This is a genomic window from Janthinobacterium sp. JC611 (genome assembly GCF_018682595.1).
In the GTDB taxonomy this organism is placed as follows: domain Bacteria; phylum Pseudomonadota; class Gammaproteobacteria; order Burkholderiales; family Burkholderiaceae_D; genus Janthinobacterium.
The window spans coordinates 203,475-224,029 of sequence record NZ_JAFLJN010000001.1 but is presented as its reverse complement, the minus strand read 5'-3'; the positions used below and the strand labels follow the sequence as shown (position 1 = coordinate 224,029).

Sequence of the window (20,555 nt, the reverse complement as noted above, 5' to 3'; positions counted from 1 at the left end):
TTTCATTCCGGCGACCGGATATGTTCGACCAGCCCCGTGCTGCGCCGTCCCGGCGCGGGCGTCAGCCAGCTGACCAGCATGGCGGCGGCCAGGCCGGCTGGCACGCCGAAGATGCCGGCGGAAATGGGCGCGATGTGGAACCATTGACCGCTGGCATTACCGCCCAGCATGGTGCTTGTGTGCAGCATGTAATACAAGCACACGCCAAAGCCCGTCAGCATGCCGGCCAGCGCGCCCTGATAATTGGCGCGTTGCCAGAACACGCCCAGCACCAGCGGCGGAAACAGGGTCGAGGCGGCCAGGGAGAAGGCCACGCCCACCAGCGACAAAATGTCCGCCGGTTTTTGCGAAGCGGCATAGGCGGCGATGAAGGCCACGGCCAGCAGCAGCAATTTTGAAATCGTCACGCGCTTTTGCGTCGAGGCGCTGGGATCGACCACCTTGTAATAGACGTCGTGCGACAGGGCGTTGGAGATGGCCAGCAGCAAGCCATCGGCCGTCGACAGGGCGGCGGCCAGGCCGCCGGCCGCCACCAGGCCGGAAATCACGTAGGGCAAGCCGGCGATCTCGGGCGTGGCCAGCACCAGCACGTCGGCGTCGATGGAAATTTCCGCCAGTTGCACGATGCCGTCGCGGTTGACGTCGACGATGCTGATCAGGGGGCTGAGCTTGTCCACATTGGCCCAGTACGACACCCAGGTGGGCAGGTGCGTGTATGGCGTGCCCACTAGTGCCGAGTAAATATCGTACTTGACCAGCACGGCCAGCGCGGGAATCGTGAGGTAGATCAACAAGATGAAGAACAGGGTCCAGAACACGGACACGCGCGTTTCGTGCACGGAGGGCGTGGTGTACGATCGCATGAGGATGTGCGGCAGGGCGGCCGTGCCCAGCATCATGCAAAACACGAGGGCCAGGAAATTGTTGCGCTTGATGTCGGACTGCGCCCGGTCGGCGGCGGGAAACGGCTGTGCGTGCGGAATGATCGGCTCGGCGCGTTTCTGGTTTTGCGCCTGCGCGGCCTGCCACAGCACGCGTGCCTCGTCCGGGCTCTTGGGATAGGCGATCAGATAGCGTTCCGCGTTGCGGATGTCGAACAGCGAGGCATTGCGCTGGCGCAAACTGTCGAGCTGGCGCTGGGCCGCCAGGCGGCCTTGTTCCCAGGAGGCGGGCAAGCCGTCGATGCGCGCCTGATAGCTTTGCGCGCGCTGGCGGAAGATGGCGCGCACCTCGTTCTCTTTCGGATCCGTTTCCAGCACGTGTTCGCGCGCGCTCAGTTGCGGCAGCACCTTGCCGTAGGCGAGCTGCGGCACGGGATTGTCCGCATGCTTGACCGACAGCCACATGGCGGGAATCAGGAAGGCGACGAGGATGATGATGTACTGCGCCACCTGTGTCCAGGTGATGGCGCGCATGCCGCCCAGAAAGGAGCAGACGAGGATGCTGGCCAGGCCCAGGAAGATGCCGACGGAAAAATCCACGCCCGTGAAGCGCGAGGCGATCAGGCCGACGGCGTAGATCTGCGCCACCACATAGGTAAACGACACGATGATGGTGGCGGCCACGGCCACCACGCGCACGCTGGCGCCCCGCTTGTCGGCGCCGCTGCCGTAGCGGGCCGCGAGAAAATCGGGAATCGTGTACTGGCTGAACTTGCGCAGGTAGGGGGCGATCAGGAGCGCCACCAGGCAATAGCCGCCCGTCCAGCCCATGATGAAGGCCAGGCCGTCGAAGCCGTTCAGGTACAGGCCGCCGGCCAGGCTGATGAAGCTGGCGGCCGAGATCCAGTCGGCGGCCGTGGCCATGCCGTTGAACATGGCCGGCACCCGGCGTCCCGCCACATAGTATTCGGTGACGTTCGAGGTGCGGCTGATGACGCCGATGGTGGCGTACAGGGTGATGGTGACGAGCATGAACAGGTAGCCGATCCACGCGCGCGGCATGCCTTCCTGTTCCAGCACCGACAGGGCCAGCAGGAAGGCGGCGAAACCGGCGGTAAACAGCAGGTAGTAGCGGCACAGGCGTGCAAACAAGCTGCGCTGGCCGCTCATGCGTGCTCCTCGGCATGAAAATCCCGGTCGAGGCGCCGCATGCGCCAGGCGTAGAAGGCGATGATGGCCAGGTACACGAGCGAGGCGCCCTGGGCCGCCATATAGAAGGGCAGCGGCCAGCCGAACAGGTTCAGGTGCACCAGCTCGCGCGCATAAAACACGGTCAGGAAGCCCGTCAGCAGCCAGACCAGCAGCAGGATGGCCGTCAGGCGCCGCGTCTTGCGCCAGTGCCCGTCGCGGCGCGCCTGCAGCTCGGGGCCGGGCGCGTGCGCCGGCCGCGCGGGAGGAGCGGGTGGGCTCGGTTTATCCATACGTGACCTCATCCTCTTCTGGCGCGTCCGGCAACAGCAGGGCGATGCTCAGGCGCAGCAGGGTGCCCGGCAGCTTCGGCGACTGCGCGCGCGGATTGTTAAAGATATCGACTTCGGCGCCATGCTGCTGGGCAATTTCGCGCACGATGGCCAGGCCCAGGCCGCTACCGTCGACATTGCTGCCGAGAATGCGGTAAAAGCGTTCGAACACGTGCGCCCGCTCCGCCTGCGGTATGCCGGGGCCCGTATCTTCCACTTCCAGGATGGCCAGCTCCAGGGTGCTGCGCACGCGCACCGTGACGCTGCCGCCCGTCGGCGTGTAGCGCAAGGCATTGTCGATCAGATTGCTCAGCAGTTCGCGCAGCATCATGGCATTGCCGGAGATCATGATCGAATACGCGGGCTGCTCGAAGCCCAGGTCGATATGCTGGGCAAACGACGCTTGCACCCAGTCCTGCACCACGCCGCGCGCCAGTTCACTGAGTTCGATCGGTTCGAACGCCGTGCCCGCCTGCGGCTGGTTTTCCGCGCGCGCCAGGGCCAGCAGCTGGTTGACCAGGCGCGTGGCCGCTTCCGAACTTTTCGCCAGTTGCAGCAGCGAGCGGTGGATCTCGTCGTTGTCGGTCTGGCGCAGGGCCAGCTCCGATTGCATGCGCATGCCGGCCAGCGGCGTTTTCATCTGGTGCGCGGCGTCGGCGATGAAGCGTTTCTGCATGTCGATCGACAGCGACAGCCGCGCCAGCATCTCGTTGAGCGAACCGACCAGCGGCGTGATTTCCTCGGGCACCTGGCCCGATTCGATGGGACTCAGATCGTCGGGCGGGCGGGCGCGTATGCGCTCCTGCAATTGCGCCAGCGGCGACAGGCCGCGCGCCAGGGCAAACCAGACCAGGGCCAGGATCACGGGCAGGATGATGAACTGCGGCAAAATCACGCCCTTGATGATTTCATTCGCCAGCTGGGCGCGTTTTTCCAGCGTCTCGGCCACTTGCACCAGCGCGCGGCTGGGCTCATCGTCGTTGCCGGAAGGCGTGTCGAGATAGCTGAACGCCACGCGCACGGGCGTGCCATGGATGGTGTCGTTGCGAAACAGCACCATGCCGCTGCGGTATTTGTCCGGGTCCTGCGGCGGCGGCAAGTCGCGGTCGCCGTCCAGGTATTCGCCGCGCGGCCCCACCACCAGGTAATACAGGGTGTCGATATCGTCGCCGCGCAGGAAGTCGCGGCCGCTATTCTTGCCGTTCTTTTCCGGCGCGCGGCGCAGCATGGCGCCGTCGGCCTGCTTGACCTGCTGCGTGAGCACCGTCACGCTGTCTTCCAGCGCATGGTCGAACGGCTGATTGGCGATGCCCTTGGCCACCAGGTAGGTGATGGCGATGCTCATCGGCCACAGCAGCAGCAGGGGCGCCAGCATCCAGTCGAGGATTTCGCCGAACAGCGAATGCTCGATGGTGTCATCCTGTTCCGTGGTGGGCGGCTCGAACCAGTCGTCGTCGTCCGCCTCGTCCGCTGGCGCCTCGCGCGCCTTCACTTGCTGGCGGGTCCGCTGGCCGGGCTTGCCGACTCGCCCGCTTCGGCGTTCAGGCGCGCCGCTTCCGAGTATTTTTCCAGGCAATAGCCGAGGCCGCGCACGGTGGCGATGCGCACGCCGCCCACTTCGATCTTCTTGCGCAGGCGGTGCACATATACTTCGATGGCGTTGTTCGACACTTCTTCACCCCATTCGCACAGGTGGTCGACCAGCTGCTCCTTCGACACGAGGCGACCGGTGCGGCCCAGCAGGATTTCCAGCAAGCCCAGTTCGCGCGCCGACAGGTCGAGCATCTGGTCGTGGATGTAGGCGCTGCGCCCCACCTGGTCGTAGCTGAGGGGGCCGTGCTTGATGATGGTGGCGCCGCCGCCGGCGCCGCGGCGCGTCAGGGCGCGCACTCTTGCCTCCAGTTCCGACAGGGCGAACGGCTTGGCCATATAATCATCGGCACCCAGGTCGAGGCCATTCACGCGTTGTTCGATGGAATCGGCGGCCGTCAGGATCAGCACGGGCAGCAGCGAGGCGCGCGCGCGCAGGCGGCGCAGCACTTCCAGGCCGGACATCTTCGGCAGGCCCAGGTCGAGGATCAGCAGGTCGAATTCCTGGGTGGACAGGGCCGTATCGGCTTCCTGCCCCGTCTTGACGTAGTCGATCGCATAACCGGACTGGCGCAGCGAGCGGGTCAGGCCATCGGCCAGCACGCTGTCATCTTCGGCAAGTAAAATACGCATGGTGCACTTCCTATGCTTGCGGCGGTAGAAGCTTGTATTGTGTTTCATTTCCCGCAAGGTGGCGAGTTTTTGTGAAAAACCAGGCTTGTATTGATCTGTTTCAAAACAAATCCACGTTCCGCTTGCATTGATCACTGTTTTTTTATACAGTACTGTCTGTATAAAGAATTTAACCCACTGGCGCTATCGCAGTCTGCAGGATCCCAGTGAATCCGCAACTGTAGAACGGCTGAAAGAACATATGGACGATAAAAAAGCTGTAGTACCCGCATCGGAAAAAGCCAAGGCGCTCGCCGCCGCACTGGCGCAGATCGAGAAGCAGTTTGGCAAAGGTTCGGTCATGCGCATGGATTCCAGCGCCCCGATCGAAGAAGTGCAAGTCGTATCGACCGGTTCGCTCGGCCTCGATATCGCGCTGGGCGTGGGCGGCTTGCCGCGCGGCCGCGTGGTGGAAATCTACGGTCCGGAATCGTCGGGTAAAACCACGCTGACCCTGCAAACCATCGCCGAAATGCAAAAACTGGGCGGCACCTGCGCCTTTATCGATGCCGAGCATGCGCTCGACGTCGGTTACGCGCAAAAGCTGGGCGTGAACCTGCATGAATTGCTGATCTCGCAGCCGGACACGGGCGAGCAGGCGCTGGAAATTTGCGACGCCCTCGTGCGTTCGGGCAGCGTCGACCTCGTCGTCATCGACTCCGTGGCCGCGCTGACGCCACGCGCCGAGATCGAAGGCGATATGGGCGATTCCCTGCCAGGCCTGCAAGCGCGCCTGATGTCGCAAGCCTTGCGCAAGCTGACCGGTTCCATCAACCGCACCAATACCCTGGTCATCTTCATCAACCAGATCCGCATGAAGATCGGCGTGATGTTCGGCAGCCCGGAAACGACCACGGGCGGCAACGCGCTGAAATTCTACGCCTCCGTGCGCCTGGACATCCGCCGCACCGGCTCGATCAAGTCCGGCGATGAAGTGATCGGCAATGAAACCAAGGTCAAGGTCGTCAAGAACAAGATCGCGCCACCGTTCAAGGAAGCGCACTTCGACATCCTGTACGGCGCCGGCACCTCGCGCGAAGGCGAAATCCTGGACCTGGGCTCGGATGCCAAGATCGTGGAAAAATCCGGTTCGTGGTACAGCTACAACGGCGAACGCATCGGCCAGGGCAAGGACAACGCCCGCGCCTTCCTGCAAGAGCGTCCGGCGCTGGCCCGCGAAATCGAAAACAAGGTCCGCGCTTCGCTGGGCGTGCGCGAACTGCCGCCGCTGGCTGCTGAAAAACCGGAAAAAGCGGATAAGGCCGCCGACAAGGCTGCCAAGGCGGAAGCCAAGGCCGCCGAGTAAGCTGCCGTCAGCCGTCATTCACGCTTGTGTATGGTGGCTGGCAAGGTGTGACCATGATCGCCGTCCCGCGCTGTTGCGCCGGGCGGCGATTGTGTTTGGGTGCTGTGATCGTGGAATGAAAGACAAGGTGGGGGTATGGCCGCAGTACAACTAAGCCTGAAGGGCAGGGCGCTACGCTTTCTGTCAATGCGCGAGCACAGCCGCATGGAATTGCGGCGCAAGCTGCAGCGGCATGCGCAGGAAGGCGACGATGTGGAAGCCTTGCTCGACAGCCTGGAGCAAGCCAACTGGCTGTCGCAGGAGCGCTTTTCCGAGTCGCTGATTCACCGCCGTTCGGCACGCTTCGGCAACAGCCGCATCATGGCGGAGTTGCAAAGCCATGGCATCGGCGGCGAAGCGCTGCAGGAACTCAAGGCGGGCCTGGCCGAAGGGGAAGTGGCGCGCGCCTGCGAAGTATGGCGCCGCAAATTCGGGCAAGTGGCGCAGGATGCCGAGCAGCGCAGCAAGCAGATGCGCTTCCTGATGCAGCGCGGCTTTTCCCAGCGCGCCGTGCAGGTGGCCTTGAAGGGGCTCGAGCCCGACGAGGAGTAAGGCCGTCGCGAGCGGGCCGGCACTGCGGCATGCCGTCACGGCAGGTCATTCTAGCGGTCTTGCGGCCTTCCGCCCGGGCCAGGGGGGAACTGCGCTTTCAGCCGCCCTTTGTTTGCGCTACTGCACCATCGTGATATCGGGTATTCTGGCGCTCGAACCGGTGCGCCGCGTGCACCGCCACTGATCGAGACAGGAAGCGCAATGAGCAACTGGAATGCCGGCTACATGGCCGAGGTCGCCTATACCTATGGCTATTACGAAGAATTGAATCCCCTGCGCCTGCGCCTGCCACTGCTGGCCGCCGGCTTGGTCCTGCCCGCCAGTGGCACGGCCTGCGAACTGGGCTTCGGCCAGGGCGTCAGTGCCAACCTCCACGCAGCAGCGTCCGCCACGCGCTGGTATGGCAATGACTTTAACCCTGCCCAGGCGGCATATGCCCAGGAGCTGGCCAGTGCCGCTGGCGCCGGGGCGCAGTTCACGGACGAATCGTTCGAACAGTTTTGCCACCGCGACGACTTGCCCGATTTCGATTTTATCTGCCTGCACGGTATCTGGAGCTGGATTTCGGCGGAAAACCGCGCACTGATCGTGGACTTTCTGCAGCGCAAGCTGAAAGTGGGTGGCGTCGCCTACCTCAGCTACAACACCCAGCCTGGCTGGGCAGCCATGATGCCGCTGCGCGACTTGCTGGCCGAGCATAGCCGCGTCATGGCTGCCCCGGCCCAGGGCGTGCTGACGCGTATTGACGGCGCCATCGATTTCGTCGACAGGATGATTGCCACGCAGCCGCGTTATCTCGAGGCCAATCCCTTGCTGGCCGACCGCTTCGAGAAGTTGAAATCGTTTGAACGTCATTATGTTGCACATGAGTATTTCAATGCGGACTGGCAGCCGATGGCTTTTTCCCAGGTGGCTGCCATGTTGAGCGAAGCCAAGCTGGAGTTCGCCGCTTCCGCCACCTATACCGAGCATGTCGACATGCTCAATCTGACGGCCGCACACCAGCAATTCCTGGCCGAGATTCCCGATCCCATCTTCCGCGAAACGACGCGGTCTTTCCTGACCAACCAGCAATTTCGCCGGGATTACTGGATCAAGGGTGCGCGCACGCTGACGCCGTTCGCCCAGGCCACGGCCTTGCGGGCCGTGCGCGTGATGCTGGCGGTGCCGCGCGATACGGTGGTGTTGAGCGTGCATGGCGTGCTGGGTGATGCCGATATGGATGAGCGCGTGTATGCACCCGTGCTCGATGCCCTCGCCGATCATCGCGTGCGCACGATCGGGGAACTGGAGCAACAATTGGCTGGCACCGAAGTCAGCCTGGCCGCCTTGTTGCAGATCATGTTGATTCTGATCAGCAAGGGGAGTGTCTCCGCCGTACAGGACGATGCCGACATTGCCGTGGCACGGCCGCAGACGGCGCGCCTGAACGCGTATTTGCTGGAGCAGGCGCTGGCAAGGTCCGACCTGTATAGTCTCGCCAGCCCGATGACGGGCGGTGGCGTGTTTGTACCGCATTTACAACAACTGTTCCTGTGGGCGAAAATGCAAGGATGGCAAGAGCCGCAGGAATGGGTGCGCGAGACATGGCCCGTGCTGATACGCCTGAACCAGTTGCTGTCGAAGGATGGACAGCCATTGCTGACGGAAGAAGAGAACCTGGCCGAACTGGGGGAGCATGCCCGCCAGTTTGCCGAGCGTACCTTGCCTGTTTTGCGCGCCATGGGCGTGACCGACTGAGACCGTGTGTTGGCGTGTCCGTGCAAGGCCATTTGTTATATGGATTGTGAATGATGGTCATTGATTTTGCAATTCGTATCAATAATTGCATGCGGGCGACCAGACTGATGAAAAATTATGTTGCGGCGCAACCAGCGCCCAATGTGCTACACTTTTAGGGTTTTTGCGGCGCCGCAGGTGCGGTTGCTGTTCGTAGAAGCTGCGAACAGAGTGCTTTAGGCACATGGCTGCTTACTAAATTATGGCCGCGCAAGCGGCATCGGTCTTATGCCCCTGTCAACTCCCGTATCCCGGCGCGCCCTCCGGCACTCCCGCGTTATCGACGTCCAAGCGTATGTGCGCGACGACGGCCTGTGGGATATTGACGCCCATATCACCGATATCAAAAGCTTTGACGCGACCCTGGCCTCCGGCCCCCGTCCCGCCGGCTCCCCTCTGCATGACCTCCACTTGCGCATTACCGTCGATCGCGAACTGAACATCGTCGAGGCCGAAGCTGCCTCCGATGCCGTGCCCTATCCCGGTTTTTGCGATACCATCGGCCCCGCTTACCGGGCGCTGATCGGTTTGAACTTATTGAAGAATTTCCGCCGCGACTTGAAACAGCGCCTGGCGGGAATCGCCGGCTGTACCCATTTGACCGAACTGGCGCAAGTCTTGCCGACTGCGACGGTTCAGGCATTTGCCGGCGATGTCTGGTCGACCCGTGACGGCGAGAATGCTGACTTGTCGCATGAAAAGCCGTTTCAACTCGACAAATGCCACGCCTTGCGCACCGATGGCGGGGCAGTTGCACAGTATTACCCGCGCTGGGTAGCCAAGGCGTGACCCCGGCGCTTTCCTGTTTTTTTTGCACCACTAACCGTATTTTTACACATCAGTATCAGAAGGGAAGCCAGCATGAAAATCCATGAGTATCAAGCCAAAGAAATCCTCCGGCAGCACGGAGTGACGGTACCACGCGGTATCCCGTGCATGTCCGTCGAAGAAGCCGTCAAGGCTGCGGAAACCCTGGGCGGCCCGGTGTGGGTCGTCAAGGCGCAGATCCACGCAGGTGGCCGCGGCAAGGGCGGCGGCGTGAAAGTGGCAAAATCGATGGAACAGGTCAAGGAATACGCTGACCAGATCATGGGCATGCAGCTGATCACGCATCAGACCAGCGCCGAAGGCCAGAAAGTCAACCGCCTGCTGGTGGAAGAAGGCGCCGACATCAAGCAAGAACTGTACGTTTCGCTGGTCACCGACCGCGTCACCCAGAAAATCGTCCTGATGGCGTCGTCCGAAGGCGGCATGGACATCGAAGAAGTGGCCGAGAGCCACCCAGAGAAGATTCACCACGTCACCATCGATCCAGGCGTAGGCCTGACCGATGCCCAGGCAGACGACATCGCGACCAAAATCGGCGTGCCTGCCGGTTCCATCGTCGACGCGCGCGTCAACCTGCAAGGCCTGTACAAAGCGTACTGGGAAACCGACTGCTCGCTGGCCGAAATCAACCCGCTGATCGTCACCGGCAGCGGCAAGGTCATCGCCCTGGACGCCAAGTTCAACTTCGACCCGAACGCCCTGTTCCGTCATCCGGAAATCGTCGCCCTGCGCGATCTGGACGAAGAAGATCCAGCTGAAATCGAAGCGTCGAAATTCGACCTGGCCTACATCTCGCTCGACGGCAACATCGGCTGCCTGGTGAACGGCGCCGGCCTGGCCATGGCCACCATGGACACCATCAAGCTGTTCGGCGGCGAGCCAGCCAACTTCCTGGACGTCGGCGGCGGCGCCACGGCAGAAAAAGTGACCGAAGCGTTCAAGATCATGCTGAAAAACCCAGGCCTGAAAGCCATCCTGGTGAACATTTTCGGCGGCATCATGCGTTGCGACGTGATCGCCGAAGGCGTCATCGCCGCGGTGAAAGCCGTCTCGCTGAACGTACCGCTGGTGGTGCGCATGAAGGGCACCAACGAAGACCTGGGCAAGAAGATGCTGGCCGATTCCGGTCTGCCTATCATCGCAGCCGACACCATGGAAGATGCAGCCAAGAGCGTCGTTGCCGCTGCTGCCGGTCAAGCTTAATTAAGGAATCAACATGTCCATTCTGATCAATAAAGATACCAAAGTTGTCACCCAAGGGATCACCGGCAAGACCGGCCAATTCCACACCCGCGGTTGCCGCGACTACGCGAACGGCAAAGCTGCCTTCGTGGCAGGCGTGAACCCGAAGAAAGCCGGCGAAGACTTCGAAGGCATTCCTATTTTCGCCAACGTCACCGAAGCGAAAAAAGAAACCGGCGCCAACGTTTCCGTGATCTACGTGCCGCCAGCAGGCGCGGCAGCGGCGATCTGGGAAGCTGTCGAAGCTGAAATGGATCTGGCCATTTGCATCACCGAAGGCATTCCCGTGCGTGACATGATGGTCCTGAAAGACCGCATGGCTAAAGCCGGCAGCAAAACCTTGCTGCTGGGCCCTAACTGCCCAGGCCTGATCACGCCAGACGAAATCAAGATCGGCATCATGCCAGGTCACATCCACAAGAAGGGCCGTATCGGCGTGGTGTCGCGTTCGGGTACCCTGACTTATGAAGCAGTGGGTCAATTGACCGCACTGGGCCTGGGCCAATCGTCGGCAGTCGGCATCGGCGGCGACCCGATCAACGGTCTGAAGCACATCGACATCATGAAGATGTTCAATGATGATCCAGATACCGACGCGGTCATCATGATCGGCGAAATCGGTGGTCCGGACGAAGCCAACGCGGCTTATTGGATCAAAGACAACATGAAAAAACCGGTCGTCGGCTTCATCGCCGGCGTCACCGCTCCTCCAGGCAAGCGCATGGGCCACGCCGGCGCGCTGATCTCGGGCGGTGCCGATACGGCACAAGCCAAGCTGGAAATCATGGAAGCTTGCGGCATCACCGTGACCAAGAACCCGTCGGAAATGGCGCGTCTGCTGAAAGCCATGCTGTAATTTCAGCCCGGTTCATGCAGTACAAAAAAGGAGCTTCGGCTCCTTTTTTTTGTCCGCAAGACAAACCGATTCCCGGCCCTGGGGCGACGGCGCTGGTCCGAACCGGCCCAAATGCGTCGCTTTTCTTTCCACTGATGCCGCCGCTGCCCGGGCGCGCCGCTGGCATGGCGCTTGCACCGTAGCTGGCGTGAGCAATGCACCATGGGAGGATACGATGCGCGCGCAAAGCGGATTTACCCTGATAGAACTGATGATCGTGGTGGCCATCGCCGGCATCCTGGCGGCCGTGGCCATTCCCCAGTATGGCGACTATACGATGCGGGCCAAGGTCAGCAATGTGCTGGCCGCCGCTGCCCCGTTGAAAACGGCCGTGGCCCTGTGCGTGCAGGAAAGCGGCGGCACCGCTACCGCCTGCAGCACGCCCACCGAGGCCGTGCCCAGCGCCATTCCCATGTTCAACCCGACGCGCGAGGTGGCCGGCGCCAAGGTCGACAAGGGCAATATCGAGCTGACCCTGGCCGGCGACCTGGGCAGCGGCATGGGCGGCCAGACGGTGAACATGGAGTTGCAGCTTGGCTCCAGCAGCCTGAGCTGGTTTAACAGTACCAGCGTGACGAATGCGGCGGCCAGGGAAGCCATTACCAAGAGCAATATTCCGAAGGTGGTGGCGACGCAGTGAGCGGCGCCCGCCGCCCCAGTGTCAGACGATTTTTTGCCGGTCCGCGATCATCGCCTCATAGGTGAGGTTTTGCAGCAGGGTGTAATGGGTCGGTTCCAGGTCGATGAATTGCACGCCATACGTATAGATGTCCGCCGCCTCGGCGCCGCGGCCATTCGACGGCTTGCCCACGCTGACGTTCTGGATGCGCGCGCGCGTATTGACGCGCATCTGATGCTGGTTCGGCTGCACCAGCAGGGTAAAGCTGAGCGCCACGCCGTCGTCGTCCGGCGTGAGCATGCTGGGCGCCTCGATCAGCGCGCCCGAGACGCTGAGGTTGACGATAAACACGGGCACGGCCGCCACGTCGCGGTAGCTGAGCTGCGCGGGAATGTCCACTTTCACGCGCATGGCCGTGCGCAGGCTGGTACCCTGGATGGCGTCGGGAAAGCTCAGGTGGACATAATTGAGCGGTCGGCCGAAGATGCGCAGCACGCTGCAGGAAAACGAACAGACGGTGACGCCGGAAAACACGCGGATGGTCAGCTTGTCACCCTCGTTGAGCACGATGGACGCGCCGTTTTCCATGGGAATCTTGACGATCAGGTACTCATCCTTCACATAGCCGATGACGGTCGAGAAATGCTGGATGGGCTTGATGGTGCGGTGCGTGATGAACTGGATGCGTCCCCCCACCTGCAGATGCATGGCCTCGAAGTCGAAGTCCTGGAGCTTGCTGTCCGCGGCGGGCCTGTTGCTAGTCATCCGATGCTCATTTGAATATTGTCGACTCGCAGTATGCATGATTTCTTGATGAAAAAGCACTTATATCAATGAAATTCATAGTGGCCTGGAAAAATACCAAAGGCACGTGCGGGCGCATGTGCAGGAGCGCGGCGCAGGTTTTATAATTGCACCAATATTGACGAATGCAAATCTTATGCCGCGCAGCTACTTCTGGACCATGTTGTTCCTGATCCTGCATCAAATCGACGCCGCCTACTGGAAAGAGTGGGAGATGTTTCAGTTGCCGGGCGGCGTGCAGGGTTTCCTGGTGTTTAACCTGGCGGCGATTTCCCTGGTGCTGCTCGGTTACCGGCACGTGCTGCTGAACACCACGCGGGCGCGGTGGTATGCGGCAGTGTGCGCCGCGCTGGGCGTGGCCACCTTCCTGATCCACGCCGGCTTCGCGCTGGCGGGACTGGAACAGTTCCACTTGCCCCTGTCGATCGCCATCATCGCGCTGTGCCTGGCGTGCGCCGCCTGGCTGCTGCGCGACTTGCGCCGGCTCAAGGGCCAGCTGGCGCGCCAGGCCGCATGATTACACCTCGGCGTGCCAGTCGCCCGACTTGCCGCCATGCTTTTCCAGCACGCGCACGTTCGTCATGACCATGCCGCGGTCGACGGCCTTGCACATGTCGTAGATCGTCAGCAAGCCGATTTGCACGGAAGTGAGCGCTTCCATTTCCACGCCTGTCTTGCCCGTGGTGTCGACCTGGGCGCGGCAGTGCACGCTGTTGGCCGCCTCATCCACTTCAAAATCGACGGTGACGCGCGTCAGGGCCAGCGGGTGGCACAGGGGGATCAGGTCGCTGGTGCGCTTGGCGCCCATGATGGCGGCGATGCGGGCGATGCCCAGCACGTCGCCCTTTTTCGCATTGCCGGAAATGATCAAGGCCAGGGTGGCCGGCTGCATGCGGATGGTGCCGGCCGCCACGGCGCTGCGGCGCGTGTCTTCCTTGCTGCCCACGTCCACCATGTGGGCCTGGCCCGTGGCGTCGAAATGGGTCAGTTCCCCGGCGGGGGCTTGCTTGTCTGCTGTTGTCATGGCGTCAAAATAGGTGAGGAAATCGGGAGGGCGGCACGCCGGGCCACGCCGTCATGCCACCGGCAGGGTGCATGCTTGTTGCGTGGGAATGGGCGCCGCGAACAAGGTATGATAGCACCCGTGAATTCAAAAACTTCCCTTCCGATCGTCCTTGAAAACGCCGCTGCGCCATGGCGGCGCGGCGCCCGGCGCGCAGCCATGCTGGCTGCCTTGTCGCTGGCGGCGCCCTGTGCGCTGGCGCAAACCTATACGTCCACGCCGGTGGCGCCCGCCGCCAGTGCGGTGGCCAAGCAGGGAAGCAGCTGGACGCCGCCGGCCGTGCCGCCAGCGCCGAATCTGCCGAACCTGGGCGATACCTCGCGCGAAGACCTGTCGCCGGCGATGGAGCGCAAGATCGGCGAGGAAATCATGCGCGGCATCCGCGGCGACCGCGATTACCTCGACGACGCGCCCTTGCTGGAATACCTGAATACCTTCGGCAACGCCCTCGTGGCGGCGCGCCCCAGCGTGCGCGGCGAAACGAATTACGACTATTTTTTCTTCGCCGTGCGCGATCCCCAGTTGAACGCGTTTGCCTTGCCGGGCGGCTTCATCGGCGTGCACTCGGCCCTGGTGCTGGCGGCGCAAACGGAGGCGGAACTGGCGTCCGTGCTGTCGCACGAGATCGGCCACGTGGCGCAGCGCCATATCGCGCGCATGCTGGGCCAGCAGCGCCAGGACGCCCTGATGCCGCTGGCCGCCATGTTGCTGGCGGCGCTAGCTTCGCGCGCGGGCGGCGACGTGGCCATGGGCGTGTTTGCCGCCGGCCAGGGCCTGGCCATCCAGCGCCAGCTCAATTTCGGCCGCGACGCCGAACGCGAGGCGGACCGCATCGGTTTCCAGATCATGGGCGAGGCCGGTTTCGACACGACCGGCATGGTGGCCTTCTTCGGCCGCATGCAGGCGGCCAGCCGTTCGTACAGCGACCTGATGCCCGCCTACCTGCAGACGCACCCGCTGACGACGGAACGCATCGCCGACATCCAGGCGCGCATCCGCGAGCAGCCGTACAAGCAGCGTGCGGACAGCCTGAGTTTCCACTTGGCCCGGGCCCGCGCCCGCGTGCTGCAGGATGAAAGCGTGCAAGGCTTGCTGAATGCCAAGGCTGTCTTCACGACGCAGCTGGAACAGCAAAGCCGCTTCCAGGTGGTGGCCGCCCATTACGGCTTGTCCTTTGTCGCCGTCAAGCAGGGCAAGCCGCTGTATGCGCAAAAGGAACTCGATGCGGCCAATGCGGCCCTGCACCAGCCGGCCGCGCCGAATGTGTTGACTTCGGGCGGCACGCAAGCGCCCAATTCCCTGCTGGCGGCGATGGGGCTGGAAGTGCTGCTGATGCCGTCGCAGAAGAAGGACGTGGCGCAGCAGGCTTTGAAGGCGGCCGACGCGGCGCGCCAGCAGTTCCCCCTCTCGCGCGGCATTGCCCATCAGTATGCGGAAGCGCTGATGGCGGCCGGCAAGCTGGAGCAGGCAACCCTGTATTTGCGCGAGCAGGTGCAGCTCTACAAGGAAGAGCCGGAACTGTACGATTTACTGGCGAAAGCGTATGCGGACCAGGGCAAGATGACCTTGCAGCACATGGCGCTGGCCGAATCCTACGTGCTGCAGGGCGCCACCATGGCCGCGCTGGATCAGCTGACGATCGCCCGCAAATCGACGGACGCGACCTTTTATGACCAGGCCGTGATCGATGCGCGCGAGCGGGAATTGCAGGAAAAGCGCCGCGAGCAGATCAAGGACCAGAAGGGCTAAGCCTTATTCGGCTTGCGGCATCGGCTGGAAGCCGAAGGTCTGCGGCACGGCAGCGTAGCGCAGCGGCTGCACGGCAATCGCCTTGTCGTCATGCCATAGCGTCAAGTTGCCTTGCGCATGTTCCAGCCAGCCCAGCAAGGCCTCGTCGCTCAAGGGCAGCCCGTCGACGCGCAGCGCGGCCAGCACGTGGGCCATGTCGCGGTCATCGACCTGCGCCACGCTATCGCCGTGGCGCAGGATCAGCGCGCCGTTGTCGCACAGCCAGGCGGCATCGATGGCCGCCAGCGGCGTACCCGTCTGCAAGACAAACCCGTGCTGCGGATCGCTGCGGGCGATGTACGGCGTCGCTTCCAGGTTCACATACACGCGCTGCGGGCCATTCTGGAAAAACCAGCAACCCCGTTCGTCCTGGTCGTAATTGCGGTTGATAAAGTTCAACAGGGCCGCGTGGGCGATCTTGTCGCCAGGCAGTTGCTGTTGCTGCGCGCGCTGGTCGCGCATGCGCCAGTGACCGCGCGCGTCCAGGCCCAGCCAGCCGTAGCAGTGGGGCACGTTCGGCCATTTGGCCAAGGCCTGTTTGACGAGTTCATCCATGTGGTGCGTTTTCCGTGTGCGTTTGCGAACTGCCAGCGTGACAGGTTTGCGGCGCCGATGGCGCCGTGTTGCCGCCTTCAAAAAAATGCATCAGGCGCTGCGGCAGCCAGCGTGTGCTTCCTGGCAACTTGCCGGTGGCGAAGCCGACGTGGCCGCCGTGGCGCGGATACTCGAGCGTGACCCTGGGCGCGGCGCGGCGCGGCAGGAAACGCCCGGGCAGGAAGGGATCGTTCTGCGCATTCAGCACCAGGGTCGGCACGGTGATGTCCGGCAAGACGTGCTTGGCGCTGGCGCGGTGCCAGTAATCGTCGGCGTCGCGGTAGCCGTGCAGGGGCGCCGTGACGACATTGTCGAAGGCGTGCAAGTCGCGCGCGGCCAGCATGGCTTCGCGCGCGAACAGGCCGGGAAACTGTTCCAGCTTGGCCAGGCATTTCGGTTTCAAGGTGTTCAGGAACATGCGCGTGTACAGCCGGTTGGCGCCCGAAGACAGGGCCTTGCCCCCTTGCGCCAGGTCCAGCGGGGCCGACACGGCCGCCGCCGCATCGATGAAGTCGGCCTGGTGCTGCGACTGGCCCAGCCAGCACAGCAGGGCGTTGCCGCCCAATGAGACACCGGCTGCGTACAATTTTCCCGTCGCGCGCGGGCGCAGGCGCTGCACGATCCAGTCCACTTCCTGCGCGTCGCCCGAATGGTAAAAACGCGGCGCCAGGTTGGCTTCTCCCGAGCAGCCGCGAAAATGCGGCACGGCGCCCGACCAGCCGCGCGCCGCCACTTCGCTCATCAGGGCGCGCGCGTAGTGACTGCTGGATGAGCCTTCCAGCCCGTGGAACAGCACCACGAAGGGCTGGCCCGGCTGGCCGTCGACCAGGTCGACGTCGACGAAGTCGCCATCGGGTGCCTGCCAGCGTTCGCGGCGGAAGGCCACGGCCGGCTTGGCGAGGCACACGGCCGGATAAATCGTCTGCGCGTGGCCGCCAGGCAGCCAGAGCGGGGCGGTATAGGACAGTGACAAGGACATCAGTGCAGGATCTGCGTCCCCGTGGCGTCGGCCGGCGCGCCGCCCGGGGCGATGGACGCGTGGTGCAGCACGATGCGCCAGCCGCGCGGCGTTTTCACGTACACGTTCGTGGCCAGCAGGTGCGCCGGGCCGCCTTCTGCCTGGGTGACGCCTTCGATCACCGTATGCACGGAACTCATCAGGTTGTGCGTCTCATGCAGCTGCGCCGGCACGATGTGCAGGCCGCCGCCGGCCAGGATGGTTTCCCACGAGGCGCGGATGGCGGCATGGCCGATCAGGCGCGCGCCGCCCGGGTGGATACAGACGATCTCTTCATCGTCGGCCCACAGCGCCATCAGCGCTTCGAGGTCGGCGCGGTGCAAGGCATCGTAGAACGCCGCTTCGACTTCGGCGGCGCTGCCATTGAGTTCTTTCAGACGTTTCATGACGACTCCGGCTTGAGCGGTATGGATGACAGGTGCAAATGAAAACGGCGCGCTGGTGGCGCGCCGCTGGGCAGTTTAATGATGGCCGGCGCTGGCGCCTTCCTTCAGGGTGTACGCCGTGCCGCAATACGGGCACTTGGCGATACCGTCCTTGTTGAATTCCAGGAACACGCGCGGATGCGACGACCACAGCGGCATGGCCGGGTTAGGGCAGTGGGCTGGCAAGTCTTTACTGTCGAGTTCGACCGCTGGCTGGGTGGTTTTTGTCATCTTGTCATGCTCCGTGAGGCTGTATGGAAGGAAGTCGGCGGCTGCCAAAAGCACGATTTTAACGGATTCAGGCAGACAGCAAAAATCATGGCTAAAATGGCGGCTCGATCATCTTCGGCTGCGGCGCGGATTTTTGCGCAAATATGGCAGCTGCAGCGCCACACTGACTGGATTTGCCTTGCCGGTATCACCATTGCCGCCCTTGTCGTCATGCACCATTGTTGTGCAGTTACCACACTCAGCCTGCCGGGGGCGCGCATGAACACCCGCGCGAACGCCGTCCCGGCCGCCAGCGACGATGCCCTGCTGAAAGATGCCTGGCGCGCCGGCCTGAACCTGGGCGCGCCCACCTTGCTGGGCATCGCCGCCTGGGGCATGGTGGTGGGCGTGGCCATGGTGAAAAGCGGCCTGACGGTGGCGCAGGCGGGGGCCATGACCCTGTTCGTCTTTGCCGGATCGGCCCAGCTCGCTTCCTTGCCCCTGCTGGCCGCGCATGCGCCCGTGTGGGTGATCTTCGCCACGGCCCTCGTCGTCAATTTGCGTTTTGTTATCTTTTCCGTGCTGCTGGCCCCCCATTTCGCCCATCTGCCGTGGCGCCAGCGCTTTGCGCTCGGCTATGTGGCCGGCGACATCACCGTGGGCCTGTTCCTGCAGCGTTACCCGCACGAAACGCCGGACCCGGCCAAGCTGCCTTTCCTGAAAGGCTTGATCTACCCCAACTGGCTGGCCTGGCAAATCGGTTCCTTCATCGGCATCGTGCTGGGCGCCGTCGTGCCGGCCGAATGGGGCCTGGGTTTTGCCGGCACCCTGGCGATCCTGTGCGTGACCGTGCCGCTGATCCTCAGCCGCGCGGCCCTGTGCGGCGTGCTGGTGGCGGGCGCGGTGGCCGTGCTGGCCTACGGCCTGCCATATAAACTGGGCTTGCTGGTGGCCGTGCTGGTGGGCATGGTCAGCGCCATGGCCGTGGAAGAATTGACAGAGAAATGGACAAAACGCCATGTTTGACGGCATAGACTGGGGCAGGGCCGACGTGTGGATCGCCATCGCCGTGCTGGTGGTGGCGACAGCGGCCACGCGCAGCACCTTCTGGCTGGTCGGCCACCACATCACCATTCCGCGCCGCGTGGGCGAGATGCTGCGCTATGCGCCGGCCTGCGCGCTGGCGGCCATCATCGCGCCCGATATGCTGATGGAGGGGCAGCAAGTCCACTTCGAATTGTCGAATTTGAAACTCTTGTCCGGGATTGCCGCCACGCTCTTTTTTGTGATTCGCCGCAATATGTTGCAAACCATTGTGTTCGGCATGCTGGTTTTCACGGGCTTGCGACTGTTGCACGTTTTTCAGTAAAGCAGGACAAATCGGGGATTTGCTCTGGTCATTGCGGTAAAATAGCGCACTTCCTTCCACTCGTCATCTGGATCGCCATGTCAGCTGTTCTCAACTTCATCCGTCTGCAAGATTTGATCGCCCAAAATGCACTGCAAGGCAAGCGCGTGTTTATCCGCGCCGACCTGAACGTCCCGCAAGATGACAGTGGCAAGATCACCGAAGATACGCGCATCCGCGCCTCGGTGCCGGCCATCCGCGCCGCGCTCGACGCTGGCGCCGCCGTCATGGTGACGTCGCACCTGGGCCGTCCGACGGAAGGCGAGTTCAAGCCTGCGGACAGCCTGGCGCCCGTGGCCGCCCGCCTGTCCGAGCTGCTGGGCCAGGAAGTGGCACTGAAACAAAACTGGGTCGACGGCGCCGGCCTGGAAGCCCTGGCTGCCGGCCAGGTCGTCCTGCTGGAAAACGTGCGCGTCAACAAGGGCGAAAAGAAAAACAGCGATGAGCTGGCGCAAAAAATGGCGAAATTGTGCGATATCTACGTCAATGACGCGTTCGGCACGGCCCACCGCGCCGAGGCGTCCACGCACGGCATCGCCAAGTTCGCCCCCGTCGCCTGCGCCGGTCCGCTGCTGGCCGCCGAACTGGACGCGCTGGGCAAGGCCTTGCACGCGCCAGCCCACCCGCTGCTGGCGATCGTTGCCGGTTCGAAAGTGTCGAGCAAGCTGACCATCCTGAAAGCCCTGTCCGACAAGGTCGATAAGCTGATCGTCGGCGGCGGCATCGCCAACACCTTCATGAAGGCCGTCGGCTTGAACGTCGGCAAGTCGCTGGTGGAAGCGGAACTCGTCGAGGAAGCCAAGGCCATCATCGACATCATGGCCCAGCGCGGCGCGCAAGTGCCGATTCCCGTCGACGTCGTGTGCGCCAAGGAATTCTCGCCCACGGCCGCCGCCACCGTCAAGGACGTGGCCGACGTGGCGGACGACGACATGATCCTCGATATCGGTCCGAAAACGGCCGCCCTGCTGGCGCAGCAGATCGCCGCCTCCGGCACCATCGTGTGGAACGGCCCCGTCGGCGTGTTCGAATTCGACCAGTTCGGCAACGGCACCAAGACCCTGGCCCTGGCCATTGCCGACTCGACAGCATTCTCCATCGCCGGCGGTGGCGACACCCTGGCGGCGATTGCCAAATACGATATTACCGATCAAATCAGCTATATCTCGACCGGCGGCGGCGCCTTCCTGGAGTTCCTGGAAGGCAAGACCCTGCCGGCCGTGGAAATCCTGATGCAACGCGCCGCTTAAGGCGCTGCCGTCAGCAGTTCAGTACCAAGCGCAGCCTGACCGCTGCGCTTTTACCTTGCCGGGCGGTTCAGC

At 63.1% G+C, this 20,555-nt stretch carries 22 protein-coding genes; 12 read left to right on the top strand and 10 right to left on the bottom strand.

Annotated features, from left to right (window positions below):
- Nucleotides 1-2: 2 nt before the first annotated feature.
- The 4 genes from J0O65_RS01005 to J0O65_RS00990 are packed head-to-tail and all read right to left on the bottom strand — an operon-like array spanning nucleotide 3 to nucleotide 4,624.
- Complete coding sequence (locus J0O65_RS01005) at nucleotides 3-2,051, bottom strand: sodium:solute symporter family protein (protein ID WP_215403264.1); 2,049 nt, start codon at nucleotides 2,049-2,051, stop codon at nucleotides 3-5.
- Entirely contained in the window at nucleotides 2,048-2,374 is a 327-nt protein-coding gene (locus J0O65_RS01000; RefSeq protein ID WP_502793527.1) for a DUF4212 domain-containing protein, read from the bottom strand. Before J0O65_RS01000 ends, J0O65_RS01005 begins: the two co-directional genes overlap by 4 nt.
- Complete coding sequence (locus tag J0O65_RS00995) at nucleotides 2,355-3,893, bottom strand: sensor histidine kinase (protein WP_353056139.1); 1,539 nt, start codon at nucleotides 3,891-3,893, stop codon at nucleotides 2,355-2,357. Before J0O65_RS00995 ends, J0O65_RS01000 begins: the two co-directional genes overlap by 20 nt.
- Nucleotides 3,890-4,624: a response regulator gene (locus tag J0O65_RS00990; protein ID WP_215403260.1), complete on the bottom strand. Its 735-nt coding sequence runs from the start codon at nucleotides 4,622-4,624 to the stop codon at nucleotides 3,890-3,892. The genes J0O65_RS00995 and J0O65_RS00990 overlap by 4 nt, the downstream gene beginning before the upstream one ends.
- A gap of 241 nt (nucleotides 4,625-4,865) precedes the next feature.
- Between J0O65_RS00990 and recA the strand changes: the two genes are divergently transcribed.
- The 7 genes from recA (at nucleotide 4,866) to J0O65_RS00955 (ending at nucleotide 11,944) form a co-directional block, all read left to right on the top strand.
- Nucleotides 4,866-5,969 carry a recombinase RecA gene (gene recA, locus J0O65_RS00985; protein WP_215403258.1) on the top strand — a complete coding sequence of 368 codons (1,104 nt, stop codon included), beginning with the start codon at nucleotides 4,866-4,868 and terminating at the stop codon, nucleotides 5,967-5,969.
- Between the two features lie 135 nt (nucleotides 5,970-6,104).
- Nucleotides 6,105-6,560, top strand: coding sequence for a recombination regulator RecX (gene recX / locus J0O65_RS00980; RefSeq protein ID WP_100428358.1), 456 nt, complete (start codon nucleotides 6,105-6,107; stop codon nucleotides 6,558-6,560).
- Nucleotides 6,561-6,761: 201 nt separating this feature from the next.
- Nucleotides 6,762-8,300: a class I SAM-dependent methyltransferase gene (locus J0O65_RS00975; RefSeq protein WP_215403256.1), complete on the top strand. Its 1,539-nt coding sequence runs from the start codon at nucleotides 6,762-6,764 to the stop codon at nucleotides 8,298-8,300.
- Nucleotides 8,301-8,567: 267 nt separating this feature from the next.
- A complete protein-coding gene (locus J0O65_RS00970) occupies nucleotides 8,568-9,128 on the top strand; it encodes a DUF2889 domain-containing protein (RefSeq protein WP_215403254.1) in 561 nt (186 codons plus the stop codon).
- Nucleotides 9,129-9,200: 72 nt separating this feature from the next.
- On the top strand, nucleotides 9,201-10,370 hold the full coding sequence (gene sucC, locus J0O65_RS00965; protein ID WP_076565928.1) for an ADP-forming succinate--CoA ligase subunit beta: 1,170 nt from the start codon (nucleotides 9,201-9,203) through the stop codon (nucleotides 10,368-10,370).
- 13 nt (nucleotides 10,371-10,383) lie between these two features.
- On the top strand, nucleotides 10,384-11,265 hold the full coding sequence (gene sucD, locus J0O65_RS00960) for a succinate--CoA ligase subunit alpha (RefSeq protein WP_076565931.1): 882 nt from the start codon (nucleotides 10,384-10,386) through the stop codon (nucleotides 11,263-11,265).
- Between the two features lie 214 nt (nucleotides 11,266-11,479).
- A complete protein-coding gene (locus J0O65_RS00955) occupies nucleotides 11,480-11,944 on the top strand; it encodes a pilin (protein ID WP_215403252.1) in 465 nt (154 codons plus the stop codon).
- Between the two features lie 21 nt (nucleotides 11,945-11,965).
- Here J0O65_RS00955 and J0O65_RS00950 read toward each other — a convergent pair whose 3' ends face one another.
- Nucleotides 11,966-12,688, bottom strand: a complete 723-nt coding sequence (locus tag J0O65_RS00950) for a flagellar brake protein (RefSeq protein ID WP_215403250.1) — start codon at nucleotides 12,686-12,688, stop codon at nucleotides 11,966-11,968.
- Nucleotides 12,689-12,863: 175 nt separating this feature from the next.
- On the opposite strand from J0O65_RS00950, the gene J0O65_RS00945 reads away from it, so the two are divergent.
- On the top strand, nucleotides 12,864-13,244 hold the full coding sequence (locus J0O65_RS00945; RefSeq protein ID WP_215403248.1) for a DUF6713 family protein: 381 nt from the start codon (nucleotides 12,864-12,866) through the stop codon (nucleotides 13,242-13,244).
- Here J0O65_RS00945 and moaC read toward each other — a convergent pair whose 3' ends face one another.
- Nucleotides 13,245-13,751 (bottom strand): cyclic pyranopterin monophosphate synthase MoaC, encoded by a 507-nt coding sequence (moaC, locus tag J0O65_RS00940; RefSeq protein ID WP_034746095.1) that lies wholly within the window; start codon nucleotides 13,749-13,751, stop codon nucleotides 13,245-13,247.
- A gap of 198 nt (nucleotides 13,752-13,949) precedes the next feature.
- Between moaC and J0O65_RS00935 the strand changes: the two genes are divergently transcribed.
- Nucleotides 13,950-15,539, top strand: coding sequence for a M48 family metalloprotease (locus tag J0O65_RS00935; RefSeq protein ID WP_215403246.1), 1,590 nt, complete (start codon nucleotides 13,950-13,952; stop codon nucleotides 15,537-15,539).
- Between the two features lie 3 nt (nucleotides 15,540-15,542).
- Here J0O65_RS00935 and J0O65_RS00930 read toward each other — a convergent pair whose 3' ends face one another.
- The 4 genes from J0O65_RS00930 to J0O65_RS00915 form a co-directional block, all read right to left on the bottom strand.
- Nucleotides 15,543-16,133, bottom strand: coding sequence for a DUF2946 family protein (locus J0O65_RS00930; RefSeq protein ID WP_215403244.1), 591 nt, complete (start codon nucleotides 16,131-16,133; stop codon nucleotides 15,543-15,545).
- Nucleotides 16,126-17,151, bottom strand: a complete 1,026-nt coding sequence (locus J0O65_RS00925; RefSeq protein WP_215403242.1) for an alpha/beta fold hydrolase — start codon at nucleotides 17,149-17,151, stop codon at nucleotides 16,126-16,128. Before J0O65_RS00925 ends, J0O65_RS00930 begins: the two co-directional genes overlap by 8 nt.
- Nucleotides 17,151-17,576: a YybH family protein gene (locus J0O65_RS00920; protein ID WP_215403240.1), complete on the bottom strand. Its 426-nt coding sequence runs from the start codon at nucleotides 17,574-17,576 to the stop codon at nucleotides 17,151-17,153. The genes J0O65_RS00925 and J0O65_RS00920 overlap by 1 nt, the downstream gene beginning before the upstream one ends.
- A 75-nt stretch (nucleotides 17,577-17,651) precedes the next feature.
- Complete coding sequence (locus tag J0O65_RS00915; RefSeq protein ID WP_034780619.1) at nucleotides 17,652-17,846, bottom strand: zinc-finger domain-containing protein; 195 nt, start codon at nucleotides 17,844-17,846, stop codon at nucleotides 17,652-17,654.
- A 258-nt stretch (nucleotides 17,847-18,104) separates the two neighbouring features.
- Between J0O65_RS00915 and J0O65_RS00910 the strand changes: the two genes are divergently transcribed.
- The 3 genes from J0O65_RS00910 to J0O65_RS00900 all read left to right on the top strand — a co-directional run bounded on the left by J0O65_RS00910 (nucleotide 18,105) and on the right by J0O65_RS00900 (nucleotide 20,483).
- Nucleotides 18,105-18,851 (top strand): AzlC family ABC transporter permease, encoded by a 747-nt coding sequence (locus J0O65_RS00910; RefSeq protein WP_215403238.1) that lies wholly within the window; start codon nucleotides 18,105-18,107, stop codon nucleotides 18,849-18,851.
- On the top strand, nucleotides 18,844-19,194 hold the full coding sequence (locus J0O65_RS00905) for an AzlD domain-containing protein (RefSeq protein ID WP_215403237.1): 351 nt from the start codon (nucleotides 18,844-18,846) through the stop codon (nucleotides 19,192-19,194). Before J0O65_RS00910 ends, J0O65_RS00905 begins: the two co-directional genes overlap by 8 nt.
- A gap of 77 nt (nucleotides 19,195-19,271) precedes the next feature.
- A complete protein-coding gene (locus J0O65_RS00900; protein WP_215403235.1) occupies nucleotides 19,272-20,483 on the top strand; it encodes a phosphoglycerate kinase in 1,212 nt (403 codons plus the stop codon).
- Nucleotides 20,484-20,555 lie beyond the last annotated feature (72 nt).